The 19,034-nt window shown below is 73.5% G+C and carries 16 protein-coding genes; 11 read left to right on the forward strand and 5 right to left on the reverse strand.

The genetic code is table 11. The features are described from left to right. Positions 1-31 precede the first annotated feature (31 nt). From ACV7NM_RS19700 to ACV7NM_RS19710, 3 genes are read right to left on the reverse strand one after another with little or no spacing between them, the layout of a single operon-like run. Positions 32-1,327, reverse strand: a complete 1,296-nt coding sequence (locus ACV7NM_RS19700; RefSeq protein WP_463411494.1) for a coenzyme F420-0:L-glutamate ligase — start codon at positions 1,325-1,327, stop codon at positions 32-34. Next, a complete protein-coding gene (gene cofD / locus ACV7NM_RS19705; protein WP_463411495.1) occupies positions 1,324-2,283 on the reverse strand; it encodes a 2-phospho-L-lactate transferase in 960 nt (319 codons plus the stop codon). Before cofD ends, ACV7NM_RS19700 begins: the two co-directional genes overlap by 4 nt. A 42-nt stretch (positions 2,284-2,325) precedes the next feature. Continuing rightward, positions 2,326-2,931 (reverse strand): cysteine dioxygenase, encoded by a 606-nt coding sequence (locus ACV7NM_RS19710; protein ID WP_463411496.1) that lies wholly within the window; start codon positions 2,929-2,931, stop codon positions 2,326-2,328. Positions 2,932-3,574: 643 nt separating this feature from the next. On the opposite strand from ACV7NM_RS19710, the gene ACV7NM_RS19715 reads away from it, so the two are divergent. The 3 genes from ACV7NM_RS19715 to ACV7NM_RS19725 all read left to right on the forward strand — a co-directional run bounded on the left by ACV7NM_RS19715 (position 3,575) and on the right by ACV7NM_RS19725 (position 9,175). Next, the gene (locus ACV7NM_RS19715) at positions 3,575-3,838 is read left to right on the forward strand and encodes a WhiB family transcriptional regulator (protein WP_003983763.1); all 264 of its coding nucleotides are present in this window, start codon (positions 3,575-3,577) and stop codon (positions 3,836-3,838) included. Positions 3,839-4,049: 211 nt separating this feature from the next. Beyond that, positions 4,050-7,706 (forward strand): glycosyltransferase family 2 protein, encoded by a 3,657-nt coding sequence (locus ACV7NM_RS19720; RefSeq protein ID WP_463411497.1) that lies wholly within the window; start codon positions 4,050-4,052, stop codon positions 7,704-7,706. Further along, positions 7,703-9,175: a DUF5719 family protein gene (locus ACV7NM_RS19725; RefSeq protein WP_463411498.1), complete on the forward strand. Its 1,473-nt coding sequence runs from the start codon at positions 7,703-7,705 to the stop codon at positions 9,173-9,175. Before ACV7NM_RS19720 ends, ACV7NM_RS19725 begins: the two co-directional genes overlap by 4 nt. Before the next feature lie 31 nt (positions 9,176-9,206). On the opposite strand, the gene ACV7NM_RS19730 is transcribed toward ACV7NM_RS19725, so the two are convergent. Next, complete coding sequence (locus ACV7NM_RS19730; RefSeq protein ID WP_463411499.1) at positions 9,207-9,701, reverse strand: metallopeptidase family protein; 495 nt, start codon at positions 9,699-9,701, stop codon at positions 9,207-9,209. A gap of 172 nt (positions 9,702-9,873) precedes the next feature. Here ACV7NM_RS19730 and ACV7NM_RS19735 point away from each other — a divergent pair, with 172 nt between their 5' ends. The 8 genes from ACV7NM_RS19735 (at position 9,874) to ACV7NM_RS19770 (ending at position 17,905) form a co-directional block, all read left to right on the forward strand. After that, complete coding sequence (locus ACV7NM_RS19735; RefSeq protein ID WP_463411500.1) at positions 9,874-10,248, forward strand: DUF3499 domain-containing protein; 375 nt, start codon at positions 9,874-9,876, stop codon at positions 10,246-10,248. An 89-nt stretch (positions 10,249-10,337) separates the two neighbouring features. Further along, positions 10,338-11,708, forward strand: a complete 1,371-nt coding sequence (locus ACV7NM_RS19740) for a phosphomannomutase/phosphoglucomutase (protein WP_463411501.1) — start codon at positions 10,338-10,340, stop codon at positions 11,706-11,708. Positions 11,709-11,823: 115 nt separating this feature from the next. Beyond that, positions 11,824-12,009, forward strand: coding sequence for a Trm112 family protein (locus ACV7NM_RS19745; protein WP_463411502.1), 186 nt, complete (start codon positions 11,824-11,826; stop codon positions 12,007-12,009). 73 nt (positions 12,010-12,082) lie between these two features. After that, entirely contained in the window at positions 12,083-13,216 is a 1,134-nt protein-coding gene (locus tag ACV7NM_RS19750; protein WP_463411503.1) for an SIS domain-containing protein, read from the forward strand. A 56-nt stretch (positions 13,217-13,272) separates the two neighbouring features. Beyond that, positions 13,273-14,430 carry a mannose-6-phosphate isomerase, class I gene (gene manA, locus ACV7NM_RS19755; protein ID WP_463411504.1) on the forward strand — a complete coding sequence of 386 codons (1,158 nt, stop codon included), beginning with the start codon at positions 13,273-13,275 and terminating at the stop codon, positions 14,428-14,430. 95 nt (positions 14,431-14,525) lie between these two features. Further along, complete coding sequence (locus ACV7NM_RS19760; protein ID WP_463411505.1) at positions 14,526-15,482, forward strand: cation diffusion facilitator family transporter; 957 nt, start codon at positions 14,526-14,528, stop codon at positions 15,480-15,482. Between the two features lie 268 nt (positions 15,483-15,750). Next, a complete protein-coding gene (gene ahcY / locus ACV7NM_RS19765) occupies positions 15,751-17,187 on the forward strand; it encodes an adenosylhomocysteinase (protein WP_463411506.1) in 1,437 nt (478 codons plus the stop codon). A 100-nt stretch (positions 17,188-17,287) separates the two neighbouring features. Beyond that, positions 17,288-17,905, forward strand: a complete 618-nt coding sequence (locus tag ACV7NM_RS19770) for a hypothetical protein (RefSeq protein ID WP_463411507.1) — start codon at positions 17,288-17,290, stop codon at positions 17,903-17,905. Between the two features lie 47 nt (positions 17,906-17,952). On the opposite strand, the gene ACV7NM_RS19775 is transcribed toward ACV7NM_RS19770, so the two are convergent. After that, entirely contained in the window at positions 17,953-18,903 is a 951-nt protein-coding gene (locus ACV7NM_RS19775) for an RDD family protein (RefSeq protein WP_463411508.1), read from the reverse strand. Positions 18,904-19,034 lie beyond the last annotated feature (131 nt).

Below are 19,034 nucleotides of genomic sequence, written 5' to 3' on the forward strand. Positions count from 1 at the left end.
TCCGCCCCGCCCTCGCCCCGCCCCCGGCCCGTCACCGGACCTCGATGAACGCCTCCGCATCCCGCGCCGGGCGCTCGGCCGGGGCCGCCGCGGGGTGGCCCACCGCCACCGCCCCCATCGGGTCCCACCCCTCGGGCAGCGCCAGCACCTTGCGCACCACGTCCTGGCAGAACATCGTCGAGGACACCCACGCCGAGCCCAGCCGCTCCCCGGCCAGCGCGACCAGGAAGTTCTGCACGCCGGCGCCCATGGCGACCACGAACATCTCGCGCTCCGCCGCGTCCCGCCGCGCGTGCCCGTACTCGTGCGCGCCGTCCGTCACCATGCACGGCACCACCAGGTACGGGGCGCCCCGCAGCACGTCCCCGCGCCGCACCCGCTTGGCGATGGAGTCCTGCGACTTCCCGTCCCGCCGCAGGTCGGCGATCCACGCGTCCCGCATCGCGTCGAGCAGCTCCCCGCGCGCCGCGGCCGACTCCAGCAGCACGAACCGCCACGGCGTCGTGTGGTGCGGCGCGGGGGCCGTCACCGCCGCCGCCACCGCGCGCCGGACCGCGCCCGGGTCCACCGGCTCCGCCGTGAAGGCCCGTACCGTACGGCGCTGCGTCACGGCCTCCCGTACCGCCTCCGAGGTCCCGAGCCGGAACATGTCGTCGGCCGCCGCCCGGACGAGGTCCGCCGCCGAGGCGCCCTCGCCCAACAGGTGGGGCAGTCCGCGTACGACGGCCACGGGCAGCCCGGCGGCCTTGCCCTTGACGAGGTCGCCGGCCGCGGCGAGTTCGTCCGCCGTGGCGACGACCGTCGCGCTCAGCGGGTTGCCCTGCGCGTCGAAGCCGCCCCGCAGGTCGTCCAGTACGCGCACCCCGGCCGCGCCGATCGCCACGTCCGTCAACCCGCTGCGCCAAGGCCGCCCGAAGGTGTCCGTCACGATGACGCCGACGTCCACCGCGAGAGCCTCCCGCAGCCCCTCCCGGATCGCGGCCGCGGAGGCGTCCGGGTCCTCGGGCAGGAGCAGCACCGTCCCGGGCTCAGTGTTCGAGGCGTCCACGCCGGCGGCCGCCATCACCAGGCCCCGACGGTCCTCGACGATCCGCAGGGCGCCCCGGCGGGCGACGATCCTGACCGTCTCGGCGTCTATCAGCTCCTCGCGCGAATCGGCCCGTACGATCCGGCCCTCCGCCTTGGACACGATCTTCGAGGTGACCAGCAGGACGTCGCCGTCCCGCAGCCCGGGTTCCGCGGCGGCGATCAGCCGGGCGAGGTCGTCGCCGGGTCGGACCTCCGCGATCCCGGGGACCGCGCGCACCTCGTAGGAGGGGGCACTCACCGGGAGGCCTCCGCCAGTTCCAGCGCCGCCCGGGCCATCTCGGCCGTGATGGCGGTGTCGGTCATCATCAACGGCACCGCGCGGCAGGTGATCCCGGCGGCCTCCACCTCCGCGACGGCGTCCGCGTCGGCGGTGTCGACGAGCCAGCCGTCCAGCAGCCCGGTCCCGTAGTGCAGGGCGACGGCGGCGGCGGTGGACTCGACGCCGACCGCGGCCAGCACCTTGTCGGCCATCCCGCGCACGGGGGCGCCCCCGACGATGGGGGAGAGGCCGACGACCGGCGCCCCGGCGGAGGCCACGGCCTCCCGGATGCCGGGCACGGCGAGGATGGTCCCCACCGAGACGACGGGGTTGGACGGCGGGAAGAGGATCACGTCGGCGGCCGCGATGGCCTCCAGCACGCCGGGCGCGGGCTTGGCCTGCTCGGCGCCGACCGGCACCACGGCCTCCGCGTCGACCGAGGCGCGCATTTTGACCCAGTACTCCTGGAAGTGGACGACCCTGCGCTCACCGGTCTCGGGATCGGTGAGGGCGACGTGCGTCTCGACGCGGTCGTCCGACATGGGCAGCAGCCGCACGCCGGGCTGCCAGCGGTCGCAGAGGGCCTCGGTGACGGCGCTGAGCGGGTAGCCCGCGCCGAGCATCTGCGTACGGACGATATGGGTCGCGAAGTCGCGGTCGCCGAGGCCGAACCAGGCGGGTCCGACCCCGTACGCCGCGAGTTCCTCCTTGACGGTGAAGGACTCCTCGGTGCGGCCCCAGCCCTGGTCCTCGTTGATGCCACCGCCGAGGGTGTACATCACCGTGTCCAGATCGGGGCACACCTTGAGCCCGAACAGGTGAATGTCGTCACCGGTGTTGCCGATGACCGTGATGTCCGCTTCGGGGACGGCTGACTTGAGTCCGCGGAGGAAACGGGCGCCGCCGATACCGCCGGCCAGAACAACAATGCGCATGCAGCGCAGTCTGTCAGGCGCCGCGGTCCCCACGAGGGCCGGTCAGACGGAGAGCGCCTCGGGCCGGGCCGGGGAGCAGCCGTGCATGGGCATCTCGGTCAGGCCGGGGAAGTAGACGTGCAGGCTGACCGCGCCGTCGAGGGTGTCGTTGACGACGTCGTGGGCGTAGCCGGGGGCGAAGACGCGCTGGGCACCGGCGGCGAGGGCGAGCGGGCCGCGCGGGCCGTGCTCGGTGAGCTCGCCCTCCAGGACGGTCAGGACGCCGGAGGAGCCGCCGTGGTCGTGCAGGCCGCTGCCCTGACCGGGGACCCAGCTGAGCAGCCACACCTCGTAGCCGGGGCCGGTGCGCAGGCGGTGGTACCAGCGGGTGGTGGCGTCGTACCGGACCAGGTGCTCCCACTGGGTGCGGTCCGAGGCGATGGAGCGGGCGAGGCCCACGAACTCGGCGACGGTGGCCGGGTGCTCGCGGGCGGGCTGGAGCAGGTGCTGTACGGAGAGGATGTCGCCGGCGATCTGGAGGTCGCTCTCGACCGGGGCGGGGGCGGCGGCACGCGCGGCGTCGGCCCGCGCGGCGCTCGTCCGCAGGGCGCCGGCGCTGGTCTTCGGGGCGCTCGGCTTCGCGGCGCTGGTCTTCGGGGTGCTGTTCATCGGGGGAGTCCTCGACGGATGTCAGTCGTGCTGGCGGTCGCTGTGGGGGGTAGCCGGATTGCTCGGGGGAGCCGGGGCTCCGGAGGCATCAACAGCAGCAACAGCGACAGCGAACCTGGGCAGCGCACAGGAACCCACGAATGGGGGTCCGGGTGGCGGCTGCGGGCGCTGACATGCGTACAAGGAGAACGGGCAGCGGGCGCGACTGTCAACCCGGTGTCCAGAATGGCCGAAAAGATTCACCTCATCCGGTTACTGCGCCCGGAGAAAGGTTTGTGCAGTCCGGACCAGGGCATGTGGCGCTGGGTATGGCCCTTCCGCACTACCTCAAACCTCATGGCGTCACTCGTGACCGGAATGTGATCCCCGCCGCATCTTCGGCCGGATCGCAACCACACGCCGGAGTGACGCGTGGGCTACGAGTGAGAGCGGTAGCTTCGCGGCACCTGTGGCATGTGTCACGATTTTTGGCGATATGAACACTTAATGCATTCGCTTGGTTCCGCAGAGTGAATAAGGGGCCCAATAGCAGACCCCGGCTTGACTGCTCCGGAGCCGCGCACTTGTAATTTCACTCGTGTCGTTACGTAGCGATCAGTGACGGCAACACCACGGGGACGCACAGACAGAGCGAGGGGCGCACATGACCGAGCTGTTTCAGGAACTGCTGGTCGAGGAGGCGGACGAGGAGCTCGGATGGCAGGAGCGCGCTCTGTGCGCCCAGACCGACCCCGAATCCTTCTTTCCCGAGAAGGGCGGCTCCACCCGCGAAGCCAAGAAGGTCTGCCTCGCCTGCGAGGTCCGCTCCGAATGCCTTGAGTACGCCCTCGCCAACGACGAGCGATTCGGCATCTGGGGCGGCCTCTCCGAGCGCGAGCGCCGCCGCCTGAAGAAGGCAGCCGTCTGAGCCTGCTCCACGCCCGGACGGACGCGGTCAACCGCATAGCGAACCAACCCAACGGTCCGCCTCCCGCACCTTCCCCGCAGGAGGCGGACCGGTGTGTTCCCAGCCGTTAGTGTGGGGCGCTGTCCAGCAGCCTCCGAGGGCACACCACCCCCGGACCTCCCCCAGGACCCGTCCCGGGGGAACCCCCCACGGTCGGAGGGCCCGTACCGCGATGTCCCCGCACAGCAGCTCGACGGCCTCCCATCAGGCGGCCGGCGCACCCGAGTTCCCCCGGCACGTCGTCACCGCCGTCCTCGTCACCCATGACGGCGCCCGCTGGCTGCCCCGCACCCTCGCCGGCCTCCTCGCCCAAGAACGCCCCGCGCAGCGCCACGTAGCCGCCGACACCGGCAGCTCCGACGACTCCGCGAGCCTGCTCACCGAAGCCCTGGGCCCCGACAACGTCCTCCACCTCGCCCGCCGCACCGGGTTCGGCACCGCCGTGGACGAAGCCGCCCGCACCGCCGGCGCACCCACCCTCGACGACCTCCCCTACCTCACGCGCCCCAGCGGCTGGGACCCCGTCAGTCGCACCTGGCGCGACGACGCCTACGACCTCCCCGAACTCCCGCACGGCGAGCCCGTCCAGTGGCTCTGGCTGCTCCACGACGACAGCGCCCCCGAACCCGACGCCCTCACGGAACTGCTCCGCGTCGCCGACGAGAACCCCGACGTCGCCGTCATCGGCCCGAAACTGCGCGGCTGGTACGACAAGAGACAGCTCCTCGAAGCCGGCGTCACCATCGCCCGCAGCGGACGCCGCTGGACCGGCCTCGACCGACGCGAACAGGACCAGGGCCAGCACGACCAGATCCGCCCCGTCCTGTCCGTCTCCACCGCCGGCATGCTCGTGCGCCGCGACGTCTACGACGCCCTCGGCGGCTTCGACCGCAGGCTGCCGCTCATGCGCGACGACGTCGACCTCTGCTGGCGCGCCCACAGCGCCGGTCACACCGTCCTCGTCGCCCCCGACGCCGTCATGCGGCACGCCGAAGCCGCCGCCCGCGAACGCCGCACCGTCGACTGCGCCGGGCGCTCCGCCGTCAGCCCCCACCGCGTCGACAAGGCCGGCGCCGTCTACACCGTGCTGGCCAACTCCTCCGGCCGCGCCCTGCCCTACGTACTCCTGCGGCTGATCGTCGGCACCCTGCTGCGCACGCTCGGCTACCTCATCGGCAAGGCCCCCGGCCAGGCCGTGGACGAGTTCACCGGCCTGCTCGCCACCCTGCTGCGCCCCGGCCGCGTCCTCGCCGCACGCAAGGCCCGCCGCCGCCCCGCCGTCCCCGCCGCCGAGCTGCGCCCGCTCTTCCCGCCGCCCGGCTCCACCGTGCGCGCCAACGCGGAACAGCTCGCCGGGTACTTCGGCGCGGACGGCGCCACCGACACCGCCGGCGCGAGCCGGCACGGCGCCGCCACCGCCCCCCTCGAACCGGGCTCCGAAGACGCCGACTACCTGGAGATCGAACAGTTCGGACGGCTCAAGCGGCTCGCCCGCAACCCCGCCCCCGTCCTGTTCGCGCTGCTCCTGCTCGTCTCCCTCGTCGCCTGCCGCGCCCTGCTCTTCGGCGGCTCCCTCATGGGCGGCGCCCTGCTGCCCGCCCCCGACCGGGGCCTCGACCTCTGGCGCGCCTACACCTCCGACTGGCAGCCCGTCGGCACCGGAACCACCGCCGGAGCCCCGCCCTACCTCGCCGTCCTCGGCGCCGTCGCCACCCTGATGTTCGGCTCCGCCCAGGCCGCCCTCACCCTGCTGCTCGTCTGCTCGGTGCCCCTGGCCGGACTGACCGCCTACTTCGCCTCCCGACCGCTGGTCGAATCCCGGCTGCTGCGCGCCTGGGCCGCCGTCGCCTACGCCTTCCTGCCCGCCGTGACGGGCGCGCTCGCCGCCGGCCGCCTCGGCACCGCCGTCCTCGCGATCCTGCTCCCGCCCCTCGCCCGCTCCGCCGCCACCGCCTTCGGCCTCGGCGCACCCGCCGGGACCCCCGAGGGCAGCGAGGGCAACGACGGCGCCGGCGGCAGCCGGCGCGCGGTGTGGACCACCACCCTCCTGCTGACCCTGGTCACCGCCTTCACCCCCGCCGTCTGGCCGCTCGCCGTGGTCCTCGGCGCCGCCGTACTCCTCACCCGCCCCGCACGCCGCGCGGCGTACGCGTTCCGGTTGCTCGCCGTCCTCGCCGTACCCCTCCTCGCCCTCGCGCCCTGGTCCCTGGACCTGCTCACGCACCCCGGCCGCTTCCTGCGGGAGGCCGGCCTGCCCTACGGCTCCGGCTCCGCCACCGCCCTCGACCTGCTCGGAGCCGGTCCCGGCGGCCCCGGCACCCCCGGCGCCACCCTGCTGCTCGGCGTCGTACTCGCCGCGCTCGCCGCCCTCCTGCGCGCCGACCGGCGCCTCGCCGTCATGGCCGCCTGGACCACCGCCCTGGCCGCCCTGCTCCTCGCCGTCCTGGTCAACCGCGACGCCTGGGCCGGCCCCGCCACCCTCCTGTACGGACTCGCCCTGCTCACGGCCGCCGTGGTCGGCGCGGACGGCGCCAAGGAACGCGTGGCCGCCCGCAGCTTCGGCTGGCGCCAGCCCGTGGCCGTCCTCATCGCGCTCGGCGCCGTCACCGGCCCGCTGCTCGCCGCCGCCGGCTGGATGGTCTCCGGCGCCGACGGACCCCTCCGGCGCCGCGACCCCGTCCAGGTCCCCGCCTTCGTCGCCGCCCAGGCCGACGACAGCAACCGCAGCCGCACCCTGGTGCTGGGCGGCACCTCGCCCGCCACCGTGTCCTACGCCCTGGTCCGCGGCTCCGGCGCCCGCCTGGGCGACGCCGAACTCCTCGCCGAGGCGGGCGCCGAACCCCGCCTGTCGAAGGTGGTGTCCAGCCTGGTCTCCGGCTCCGGCGCCGACCAGTCCGCGCAGTTGGGTGGCTTCGCCATCCGCTACATCGTCCTGCCCGCCGACGGCCCCCGACCGTTCCGCCAGGTCCTCGACGCCACCCCCGGGCTCAAGTCCGGCCGTCAGGACGACGGCACCGCCGTCTGGGAGGTCGAACGCTCCCTCGCCCGCGCCGTCATCGTCCCCGGCAAGCAGGGACAGGCGCCCATCGCCGTCGAGGCGGAGCCCGTCGAGGCCCACACCAAGATCCCGGCGGGGGACGAGGGCCGGGTGCTGCGGATCGCCGACCGGGCCGCCCCCGGCTGGCAGGCCACCCTCGACGGCAAGCCCCTCAAGGCCAAGACCCTGGACGGTTGGGCGCAGGGCTTCGAACTCCCCGCCAAGGGCGGCCGCCTGGACCTCGTCTACCAGGACTCCCTCGCCCGGAACGCCTGGCACTGGGCGCAGGGCCTGCTCGCCCTGCTGCTCCTGGTACTGGCCCTCCCGGGCCGCCGGGCCCGGCTCGACGACGACCTCCCGGAGGAAGGGCCCGCCGCCCCGGACCAGGCCGGCCCGGGCGAGGGCCGACGCGCGCGCCGGTTGCGCGCCGGAGCGGAGACGGGGACCGAAGCACCGGCACCCGCCGAAGCCGCCGACCCGTACGCCCAGATCCCGGCGCAGCCGACGTACGCGGACCGGGGGTACGGGGACCAGCCGTACGGGGACCAGGCGTACGCGGACCAGCCGTACGGGGAGCCGACGTACGCGGAGCAGGCGCCCGGGGAGGACCCGTACGCCTACCAGGCCTACCCGTACGAACAGCAGCAGCAGCCGTACGCGGAGCCGTACCCGTACCCCCAGCAGCCCTACGACCCGTACCAGCAGCAACAACAGCAACAGCAACAGCGGGAACAACCGCCGTACACCTACGGACAGCACGACCCGCGTCCGGACGGGAGCTCCCAGCAGTGAAGCAGCGCGCCCCCCTCACGCTGGCGGCCGTCGCGGCGGCACTGGCCGCCATCACCGGCCTCGCCTCCCTCACCGCCCCGGCGGCCGCCCCGGCCGACGGCAAGCGGGCGGCCGCGTCCCGGATGCCGGTGGAGCAGTCCGTACTGGTGTGCCCCGCGCCCAGTTCCTCCGACATCGCGGAGACCACGTACACCTCGATCACCCCCGGCGCGGCCGGCGGCAAGGGCGCGGCCCGGCTCGCGACCAAGGACGGCAGGACGGTCCTGGAGCCGAAGGAGCCGGGCAAGCCCGTCGGCGCGACCGCCTCCGGCGCCGAGGCACCCGCGCTGACCGGCACCGCGAGCGGGAACCTCGCCCCCGGGTGGACCGCCCAGCAGACGACGAAGGTCGCGGTCGGCCAGGCGCGGGGCCTGCTCGGAGTCGGCTGCACCGCGCCCGGCACCGACTTCTGGTTCCCCGGCGTGAGCACCGCCAAGGGCCGCCAGGACTACATCCACCTCACCAACCCCGACGACACCGTCGCCGAAGTGGACATCAAGCTCTACGGCCCGGACGGGCTGCTCAAGGACAAGCCGGGCACCCCCGACCGCGTCTTCCAGGTCGACCCCCACTCCACCGCCCGCGTCCTGCTCTCCCCCCTCGTCCCCGATACGCAGGTGGCCGACGTCACCGCACACGTCACGACCGGCTCGGGCCGGGTCGGCGCCTCCGCGCAGATCTCCGAGGACGGCATGGGCGCCGACTGGCTGCCGGCCTCCACCGACCCGGCCGGGTCGCTGGTCCTGCCCGGCATCCCGGCCGACGCCACCTCCGTACGGCTGATCGCCTACGCGCCCGGCGCGGACGACGCGGACCTGAGGCTCCGCCTCGCGGGACCGGGGGGCACCCTCACCCCGGCCGGCAACGAGCAGTTGCACGTCAAGGCCGGCATGACGGCGAGCGTGGACCTCAAGGACGTGACGCGCGGCGAGGCGGGTTCGCTGCTGCTGGCCCCGGCGGACCCGAAGAAGCCCGTACCGGTCGTCGCGGCGGTACGGGTGGTGCGCGGCGCCGGCACCAAGCAGGAACTGGGCTTCGTCCCGGCGACCTCCCCGGTCGGCACTCGGGCGACGGTCGCGGACAACCGCGCCGACGACAAGGCGACCGTCCTGGCCCTCACGGCGGTCGGCGCCGACGCGAAGGTGCGGGTCACCGCCTCACCGGGCACCGAGGGCGGCCAACCGGCCGTCCGGGAACTCACCGTCAAGGCCGGCACCACGCAGGCCCTCTCCCCGCCCCCCGCCCCGACGGGCGGCAAGGGGGCGTACGCCCTGACGCTCGAGACCCTCTCCGGCGGCCCGGTCCACGCCTCCCGGACCCTGACCCTGCCGCAGGACGGCATCCCGATGTTCACCGTCCAGCCGTTCTCCGACGACCGCTCGACGGTGGCCGTGCCGAAGCCGTCACAAGACCTGGGGGTCCTGTTCTAGGAGCGGCCCCTCCCGGGGCCCGTTCCGGGGGTCAGTCCTGGCCGTAGCGCGGGTCGACGATCTCCGGGGAGAGCCCCAGCAGGTCCGCCACCTGTTCCACCACGATCTCGTGGACCAGCAGCGCCCGCTCGTCCCGTGACTTCGCGCGGATCTCCACCGGTCGCCGGAACACCACGATCCGCGCCGGCCGGCCCTCGGCCGCCTCGGCGATGCCGCCCAGAGGCACGGCCTCGTCGTTCCAGCCGCCCTCCGGACCGCCCGGCGGCCCCGGTACGTCCGCGACCACGAACTCCACCTCGGCGAGCTGCGGCCACCGCCGCTCCAGCCGCTCCACGGAATCCCGCACCAGGTCGCCGAAGAGCTCCGACCGGCTCGCGGCCAGCGGGACCTGAGGGGGCGCCACCGGCCCCCGCATGCCGCGCCCGTGCCGGTCGCGCCGGCGCGGACGCGGCTCGGCGGGAGGGGGCGGGGAACCGGCGGAGGAGGGGCCAGGAGGGCTCGGGGGAGTCAGCGGGCTGTCCGTCACCCCCGCAGGGTAGCCCTCGCCCGCGCGCCCGGCCGGGCCCCCGCCCTGTCACGGACCGATGTCGTACCGCGAACGATCCGGCCAAGGTTGCGGCCCGTTCGGGGCGACACGGCCGGGTGGCCGAGGGTGGAGTCGTCGCGGCCCGGTCAAGAGTGCGGTACCGTCCAACGTCGTGAGCCTTGTACGTCGCTGTTCGCGCACCGCGTGCGGCCGCCCTGCCGTCGCCACACTGACGTACGTCTACGCCGACTCGACCGCAGTTCTCGGCCCGCTCGCCACCTACGCCGAACCCCACTGTTACGACCTGTGCGCCGAGCACTCCGAGCGCCTGACCGCCCCCAGGGGTTGGGAAGTGGTGCGCCTGACGGACGGCGGTCCCCCTTCGCGGCCCAGCGGTGACGACCTCGAAGCGTTGGCCAACGCCGTGCGGGAAGCCGCCCGTCCGCACGACCGCGCGGCCGAGGCCGGCACGTCCGTACCGGGACCCCAGGGCACCGGCGAGACCCGTCGCGGACACCTGCGCGTCCTGCGCTCGCCGGAATCCTGACGCCCGCCCGCCACCCGCCTCGTCTGAAACGCGGTACTCCGTTCAGGGTAGGTTTGCTCCACCGCACAGATCCTCAGGAGGGGCAGGCAGTGGCCGCAGATCTTTCGAACATCGTCAAGGCGTACGACGTACGAGGCGTCGTGCCGGACGAGTGGGACGAGCCGCTGGCCGAACTGTTTGGTGCCGCCTTCGTCGAGGTGACCGGGGCGACGGCGATCGTCGTCGGACACGACATGCGTCCCTCCTCGCCCGGCCTGTCCGCCGCCTTCGCCCGCGGCGCCGCCGCCCGCGGGGTCGACGTCACCCTGATCGGCCTGTGCTCCACCGACCAGCTGTACTACGCCTCCGGCAAGCTCGACCTGCCCGGCGCGATGTTCACCGCCTCGCACAACCCGGCCCAGTACAACGGCATCAAGCTGTGCCGCGCGGGCGCCGCCCCGGTGGGCCAGGACACCGGACTGGCCACCATCCGCGAGCTGGCGGAGAAGTGGTCCGACGAGGGCGCCCCGGAGATCCCCGCCGGCACCGTCGCGGGCACGATCACCGAGCAGGACACCCTCACCGGGTACGCCGAGCACCTCAAGTCGCTGGTGGACCTGCGCGGCATCCGTCCGCTCAAGGTGGTCGTGGACGCCGGCAACGGCATGGGCGGCCACACCGTCCCCACCGTCTTCGAGGGCCTGCCGCTGGAGCTGGTCCCGATGTACTTCGAGCTGGACGGCACCTTCCCCAACCACGAGGCCAACCCCCTCGACCCGAAGAACATCGTGGACCTCCAGGCCCGGGTGAAGGCCGAAGGCGCCGACCTGGGCCTCGCCTTCGACGGCGACGCCGACCGCTGCTTCGTCGTCGACGAGCGCGGCGAGGGCGTCTCCCCGTCGGCCATCACCGCGCTGGTCGCGGCCCGCGAGCTCGCCCGCAACGGCGGCAGCGGCGTCGTGATCCACAACCTGATCACCTCCTGGTCCGTCCCGGAGGTCGTCAAGGAGAACGGCGGCACCCCGGTGCGCACCCGCGTCGGCCACTCCTTCATCAAGGAGGAAATGGCCACCTCCGGAGCCATCTTCGGCGGCGAGCACTCGGCGCACTACTACTTCAAGGACTTCTGGAACGCGGACACCGGCATGCTCGCCGCGCTCCACGTCCTGGCGGCCCTGGGCGGCCAGGACGGTCCCCTCTCCGACCTGGTGTCCTCCTACGACCGCTACGTCGGCTCCGGCGAGATCAACTCCACCGTCGCCGACCAGGCGGCCCGCACCGCCGCCGTCAAGGACGTCTACGCCCCCCAGGACGGCGTCGGCGTCGACGAACTCGACGGCCTCACCGTCACCACCGCCGACTGGTGGTTCAACCTGCGGCCCTCCAACACCGAGCCGCTGCTGCGGCTCAACGTCGAGGCCCGCGACCTGGCCACCCTCAGGAAGGTCCGCGACGAGGTCCTCGCGCTCGTCCGCGCGTAACGCGCGACGCCGTCGCCCCACACCCCCTGTGTCACCGTCACCGCCGGGCCGCGATCCAAGCGACCCGGCGGTACGCTGACCTCGCCCAAACCGCATGTTCGAAGGGAAGCGCACCATGCCGCTCGAAGCCGGCCTTCTGGAGATCCTCGCCTGCCCCGCCTGCCACTCGCCCCTTGAGGACAAGTCGGCCGACGCGGACGCCCCCGAGCTGATCTGCACCGGCCAGGACTGCGGTTTCGCCTACCCGGTCCGTGACGGCATCCCGGTCCTCCTCGTCGACGAGGCCCGCCGGCCCGCCTGAGCGCCACGCCGCTCCACCGCACCACGACACCCCGCGCAGACCGCACACGCCGTCAACCCCGCCGGAGGCCGCCATGCTCGACGAGTCCATCCTCGACGCACCGGAGGAACTCGCCCGCGCCGACCGCCGGGGCCTCCTGCGCGGCGCCGCCGACGCCGGGGCCCGCGTCCGCACCGCCGCCCGGCACGCCACCGAGGCCGGCCTCGGCGACCTGCGGCCCGAAGGCCGCCCCCGCGCCGTGCTGATCGCCGGCCCCGGCACCGCCGCGACCGGCGTCGCCGACCTCCTCGGCGCGCTCGCCGGAGCCTCCGCGCCCGTCGCCCGCCTGCACCCCACCGGCGTCGCACACGCCGCCGGCGCGCTGCGCTGGGGCCTGCCCGGCTGGGCGGGCCCCGTCGACCTGCTGCTCATCGCCACCACCGACGGCACCGAACCCGGCCTCGCCGTCCTCGCCGAGCAGGCCTACCGGCGCGGCTGCACCGTCGTGGCCGTCGCCCCCGAGCGGTCCCCGCTGAGCGAGGCCGTGGACGGAGCGCACGGAGTCCTCGTACCGATGGCCAGGGCCCCCTACCAGGAGTACGACGAATCGGCCGCCGCCGGCCCCGGAGCCCTGTGGGCCCTGCTCACCCCGCTCCTGGTACTGCTCGACAAGCTCGGCCTCGTCGCGGCCGCCCCCGACGCGCTCCAACTCGTCGCCGACCGGCTCGATCGCACCGCCGAACGCTGCGGACCCGCGATCGCCACGTACTCCAACCCGGCCAAGACCCTCGCCACAGAGCTCGCCGACTCGCTCCCGCTCATCTGGAGCGAGGGCGCCGCGGCCGGGCCCGCCGGACGCCGCTTCGCCGCCACCCTCGCCGAGCTCGCCGGCCGCCCCGCGCTCGCCGCCGAACTCCCCGAAGCGCTGCCCGCCCACGGCGTCCTGCTCGCCGGGGCCTTCGCCGCCGGCGCCGACCCCGACGACTTCTTCCGCGACCGCGTCGAAGAACCGCAGGCCCTGCACGCCCGCGTCGTCCTGCTGCGCGACCGGCCCGCCGGCGGCCTCAGCGCGGCGCCCGCCGCCCGGGAACTCGCCCTCGGCCACGGCACGGCCATCAGCGAACTCGAACCGGAGGAAGGCGGCGAACTGGAACAGCTCGCCGAACTCCTCGCCGTCACGGACTTCGCCACCGCCTACCTCGCGCTGGCCTCCAGGGCACACGGCTGAGGCACCCACAGGGGCCTCCACACAACCCAGATCCACAGCGCAGGAAGACGACGACGATGGACCGCCTCACGAACCCGATCCGCCCCTACGCCTGGGGATCGACCACCGCGATCCCGGCGCTCCTCGGGGTGGAGCCCACCGGTGAGCCGCAAGCCGAGATGTGGATGGGCGCCCACCCCGGCGCGCCGTCCCGGCTGGACCGGGGCGCGGGCGAGCTGCCCCTGTCGGACGTCATCGCCGCCGACCCCGAGGGCGAGCTCGGCGCCGCCGCCGTCGCCAAGTTCGGCCCCAGGCTGCCCTTCCTGTTCAAGATCCTCGCCGCGGGCGCGCCGCTCTCCCTCCAGGTCCACCCCGACCTCGCCCGCGCCAAGCAGGGCTTCGAGGACGAGGAGCGCCGCGGCGTCCCCATCGACGCCGGCCACCGCAACTACAAGGATCCCAACCACAAGCCCGAACTGATCTGCGCCCTCACCCACTTCGACGGGTTGTGCGGTTTCCGGCCGCCGCTGGAGGCCGCCGACCTCCTCGAAGGCCTCGGCGTCGACTCCCTCAAGCCCTACGTCGACCTGCTGCGCGCCCACCCCGTCGACGCGGCCCTGCGCGAGGTCCTCACCGCCGTCCTGACCGCGGACCGCGCCGAGATGGCCCGTACCGTCGCCGACGCGGCGGCCGCCGCCGAGCGCCTCGGCGGCCCCTACGCGCCGTACGCCGGACTCGTCCACCACTTCCCCGGCGACCCCGGCGTCATCGCGGCGATGCTGCTCAACCACGTACGCCTGCAGCCCGGTGAAGCCATGTTCCTCGGCGCCGGCATCCCGCACGCCTACCTCGACGGCCTCGGCGTCGAGATCATGGCCAACTCCGACAACGTGCTGCGCTGCGGGCTCACCCCCAAGCACGTCGACGTCCCCGAACTGCTCGAGGTCGTCGTCTTCGAACCCGGCGAACCGGGCGTCCTTCGCCCCGAGGACGAGGGCGAGGAGGTCTACGAGACCCCCATCGACGAATTCCGGCTCTCCCGGTACGTCCTGGCGCCGGGGGCCGCCCCCCACGCCCTCCCCGACACGGCCCCCCAGATCCTGCTGTGCACCGCCGGCCGGCCGCGGGCCGGTGAACTGACCCTCGCCCCCGGGGAGTCGGTGTTCGTCCCCGCCGGCGAGAGAGCCGTCCTGTCCGGAGCCGGCACCGTCTTCCGCGCGACCGTCGTCGTCTGACGTACCGTCCCTGGGGGCGGCTCCTGCAACAATGTGCCGCCGTAGCGCGGGCCCCGGCCGGGCGGGCCGCACCGAGGAAGGGACATCCTGCACCCATGAGCGCGTCGGGCGGTACCAGGGCGATCGTGGCGGCACTCGCCGCCAACCTCGCCATCGCCGTAGCCAAGTTCGTGGCCTTCGTCTTCAGCGGCTCGTCGTCGATGCTCGCGGAAAGCGTCCACTCACTGGCGGACTCCGGCAACCAGGGGTTGCTGCTCCTCGGCGGCAAGAAGGCCCAGCGCGAAGCCACGCCCCAACACCCCTTCGGCTACGGGCGGGAACGCTACATCTACGCCTTCCTCGTCTCGATCGTCCTGTTCACCGTCGGTGGCATGTTCGCCCTCTACGAGGGCTACGAGAAGGTCAAGCACCCGCACCCGGTCGAGGCCTGGTACTGGCCGATCGGCGTGCTCGTCTTCGCCATCGTCGCGGAGGGCTTCTCCTTCAAGACGGCGATCAAGGAGTCGAACGAGCTGCGCGGCTCACAGACGTGGGGCCAGTTCATCAAGCGGGCCAAGGCTCCCGAACTCCCGGTCGTCCTCCTCGAAGACGCCGGCGCACTGGTCGGTCTCGTCCTCGCGCTGGGCGGCGTCGGTCTCGCCCTCGCCACCGGCGACGGCGTCTGGGACGGCGTCGGCACCCTGTGCATCGGCAGCCTGCTGATCGCCATCGCCGTCGTGCTCGCCGCCGAGACCAAGTCGCTGCTGCTGGGTGAGGCGGCCGGCCCCGAGCAGGTGGAGCAGATCCTGGCCGCCGCGGTCGACGGGGACACCGTCACGCGCGTGATCCACATGCGCACCCTGCACCTCGGCCCCGAGGAACTGCTCGTAGCCGCCAAGATCGCCGTCCGGCACGACGACACGGCGACCGAGGTGGCCCAGGCCATCGACGCCGCCGAGGCCCGCATCCGCGAGGCCGTCCCGATCGCCCGCGTGATCTACCTGGAGCCGGACATCTACCAGGCCGACGCCGCGCGGGCCGGCGCCGACCCCGCCGCCGGCAAGAGCCTCTGACCGTCCGGCCCCACTCGCTCCCGAGCCCCGCGCCGAGGCCCGGGAGCGAGCGATCCGGACACCGGTTCGTCCGGCGACCCACTGGGGTGCGCGGCCCTGATCGGGTAGATTCGTCATCAGTGTCAGGCGTCGCTGCTGATGGCGGTCGGGCGGTCCTCGTGACCGGCCGAGGGGAGAGAGGGCCCCCGACGGACTGTGCTCAGTGCTCTGGTGCGCCAGCGCACGGCCCAGCCGTACCCACCCTCTCGAACCATGAGGAGCAGCACCCATGGACTTCAAGGTCGCAGACCTCTCCCTTGCCGCGTTCGGCCGCAAGGAGATCACCCTGGCCGAGCACGAGATGCCGGGCCTGATGTCGATCCGCGAGGAGTACGCGGCGACGCAGCCCCTGGCCGGTGCCCGCATCACGGGCTCCCTGCACATGACCGTGCAGACCGCCGTGCTGATCGAGACCCTCGTCGCGCTCGGCGCGGACGTCCGGTGGGCCTCCTGCAACATCTTCTCCACGCAGGACCACGCGGCCGCCGCCATCGCGGTCGGCCCGAACGGCACCCCGGAGAACCCCCAGGGCGTCCCCGTCTTCGCCTGGAAGGGCGAGACGCTGGAGGAGTACTGGTGGTGCACGGAGCAGGCGCTGACCTGGCCGAACACCCCCACCGGCGGCCCGAACATGATCCTCGACGACGGTGGTGACGCCACCCTCCTCGTCCACAAGGGCGTCGAGTTCGAGAAGGCCGGCGCGGCCCCGGACCCGGCGACCGCCGACTCCGAGGAGTACGCCCACATCCTCACCCTGCTGAACCGCACCCTCGGCGAGTCCCCGCAGAAGTGGACGCAGCTCGCCTCCGAGATCCGCGGCGTGACGGAGGAGACCACCACCGGTGTCCACCGCCTCTACGAGATGATGGCCGAGGGGAACCTGCTGTTCCCGGCGATCAACGTGAACGACGCGGTGACGAAGTCGAAGTTCGACAACAAGTACGGTTGCCGGCACTCGTTGATCGACGGCATCAACCGTGCGACGGACGTGTTGATCGGCGGCAAGGTCGCGGTCGTGTGTGGCTACGGCGATGTCGGCAAGGGCTGCGCGGAGTCGCTGCGCGGTCAGGGTGCGCGGGTGATCGTCACCGAGATCGACCCGATCTGCGCGTTGCAGGCGGCGATGGACGGGTACCAGGTCGCGACGCTGGACGACGTGGTGGAGATCGCGGACATCTTCATCACGACGACGGGCAACAAGGACATCATCATGGCCTCGGACATGGTCAAGATGAAGCACCAGGCGATCGTGGGCAACATCGGTCACTTCGACAACGAGATCGACATGGCCGGTCTGGCGAAGATCGAGGGCATCGTCAAGGACGAGGTCAAGCCGCAGGTCCACACCTGGAAGTTCCCCGACGGCAAGGTCCTGATCGTGCTGTCGGAGGGTCGTCTGCTGAACCTGGGCAACGCGACCGGACACCCCTCCTTCGTGATGTCGAACTCCTTCGCGGACCAGACGCTGGCCCAGATCGAGCTGTTCACCAAGCCCGAGGAGTACCCGACCGACGTGTACGTGCTGCCCAAGCACCTCGACGAGAAGGTCGCCCGCCTCCACCTCGACGCGCTGGGCGTCAAGCTCACCACCCTGCGCCCGGAGCAGGCCGCCTACATCGGCGTCAAGGTCGAAGGCCCGTACAAGCCCGACCACTACCGCTACTGATCCCCACGGATCACGCGACACCCTTGGCAGGCCCCCGGCACACCGCCGGGGGCCTGCCCCGTACCCGAGACGCCTCCTCCCAGAAACGAAACGTGCGCCCATGCCCCGCGGCCGCTACTCGCTCCACGACCCGCACGACCACACCCCGCTCGGCGAGGAGCACTTCCACTGCGCCCCCGGCCCCAGCGGCTGGCGCTACGTCTCCCAGCTGACCGCCCCCAACGGCGACCACCGCGGCTCGGTTGACCTGGCCATCGACGAACTCGGCCGCCCCATCCGCATGGAGGTCAACGCCGCGAGCTGGCAGGTCCGCGGCGCCGCCATCGACGGCGTCACCTGGGTCCGGACCGACCCCACCGGCACCGAGGCCACCGAGGGCAACGTCCACGCCCCCGGCTTCACCGGCACTTCCCCGGCCTTCCTCATCGCGACCGCCCGCCTGCTGCGCCTCACCCCGGGCGCCCCCGCCACCCGCGTCAGGCTCGTCGCCCTCACCGACCCCGTCCTCGCCCCCCGGACCGTCGACCAGGCCTGGGCCCTGACCGGCCGCACGGAACACGCCACCGACAGCGGCCCGCTCCAGGTGGACGAGTACCGGGTCAGCGCCCTCGACACCGGCGAGGTGCACACCCTCCACATCGCCGGCGACGTTGTCCTCTCCGCCCCCGGCGTCGAACTGGAACACCTGGAGACCCCGCCCTCCACCTTCACCGACTGACCCCGGCCGGGTCCTACGCCGCCCAGGGGCAGTCGGTGAGGGTGGAGTCAGGCGGGCGGCGCGAACCCGGTCCCGCCGCCGCGCGCGGGCGGCGACACGGGCGGCGCGTAGGGGGCGGGTGCCACAGGAGGCACCGGCCCCGCCGCGGGCGGCGCCGCGGCCGCGGGACCGTACGGACCGTACGCCGGGGGCGCCGAGTGAGGAGCGGGCTGCCCCCCGTACGGAGCGGGCTGGCCCCCGTACGGCGCTACGGGCCGGAACGCCCGGGCCGCGTCCCGCGTCTGCCGCTCGTGCACCACCGCCATCAGGAACGCGGCGGCCGGCACCCCGGCCGGCGGCGGGGTCCCCGTCCGCGCCACCACATCGTCCGCCAGCTTCGCCGCCATCGCGGCGCCCGTCGCCGGGTCCAGCTGGTTCATCCGCGTCAGGTACTGCCGCACCGCCAGCCACAACCCGTCGGGCACCGCCGACAGGTCCAACGCCGAGAAGCGCCCGGCCAACCACGGCGGCGGCGGGGGCACCGGCATCACCCGCGCCCCGGGCACGCGCTCCCGTACCACCAGCGTTCCCGCGAACACGTCCCCGAGCCGCCGCCCCCGCTGCGACACCAGCGAGGCGATGCACGCGACCACCCCGAAGGTCATCTGGAGCTCGACGACCCCCATGGCACCCCGCACCAGCGCGTGCCGGAACCGGATCGGCCCGCCGTCCTCGCGCACCACCCGCAACCCACAGGCGAGCTTCCCCAGCGACCGCCCCTGGCTCAGCGTCTCCACCGCGACGGGCACTCCGACCAGCACCAGCAGGAACAGCGCCACCGCCACGGCCGTCCGCGCCGCCTCGTCCAGCGACGCCGTCGCGAACACCACCCCCAGCGACACGACCACGTACCCGAGGACGTAGACGAACGCGTCCAGCAGTATCGCCAGCGCCCGGCTCGGCACCCTCGCCGGCCGCAACCCCAGGACGACCGCGTCCCCCGTCACCAGATCGCTCACTGATGCGCACCCTTCCCGTGACCTGACCCACCCCTGCGCCGATCAGTCTGCCAAGCTGACCACGGCAGCAGTAGTCGGCGGTGGTCGGCAGTGGTCAGCAGCGGCCGGCCTGGGGCAGGGGAGCGGAAAAC

The organism is Streptomyces sp. Tek67B01 (assembly GCF_055231995.1).

What these genes read in the sequence shown, in the direction of transcription:
- manA (WP_463411504.1), top strand. Translation starts at nt 13,273, where the DNA reads ATGGACCGCCTCACGAACCCGATCCGCCCCTACGCCTGGGGATCGACC.
- cofD (WP_463411495.1), bottom strand. Translation starts at nt 2,283, where the DNA reads ATGCGCATTGTTGTTCTGGCCGGCGGTATCGGCGGCGCCCGTTTCCTC.
- ACV7NM_RS19715 (WP_003983763.1), top strand. Translation starts at nt 3,575, where the DNA reads ATGACCGAGCTGTTTCAGGAACTGCTGGTCGAGGAGGCGGACGAGGAG.
- ACV7NM_RS19750 (WP_463411503.1), top strand. Translation starts at nt 12,083, where the DNA reads ATGCTCGACGAGTCCATCCTCGACGCACCGGAGGAACTCGCCCGCGCC.
- ACV7NM_RS19760 (WP_463411505.1), top strand. Translation starts at nt 14,526, where the DNA reads ATGAGCGCGTCGGGCGGTACCAGGGCGATCGTGGCGGCACTCGCCGCC.
- ACV7NM_RS19770 (WP_463411507.1), top strand. Translation starts at nt 17,288, where the DNA reads ATGCCCCGCGGCCGCTACTCGCTCCACGACCCGCACGACCACACCCCG.
- ACV7NM_RS19720 (WP_463411497.1), top strand. Translation starts at nt 4,050, where the DNA reads ATGTCCCCGCACAGCAGCTCGACGGCCTCCCATCAGGCGGCCGGCGCA.
- ACV7NM_RS19710 (WP_463411496.1), bottom strand. Translation starts at nt 2,931, where the DNA reads ATGAACAGCACCCCGAAGACCAGCGCCGCGAAGCCGAGCGCCCCGAAG.
- ACV7NM_RS19745 (WP_463411502.1), top strand. Translation starts at nt 11,824, where the DNA reads ATGCCGCTCGAAGCCGGCCTTCTGGAGATCCTCGCCTGCCCCGCCTGC.
- ahcY (WP_463411506.1), top strand. Translation starts at nt 15,751, where the DNA reads ATGGACTTCAAGGTCGCAGACCTCTCCCTTGCCGCGTTCGGCCGCAAG.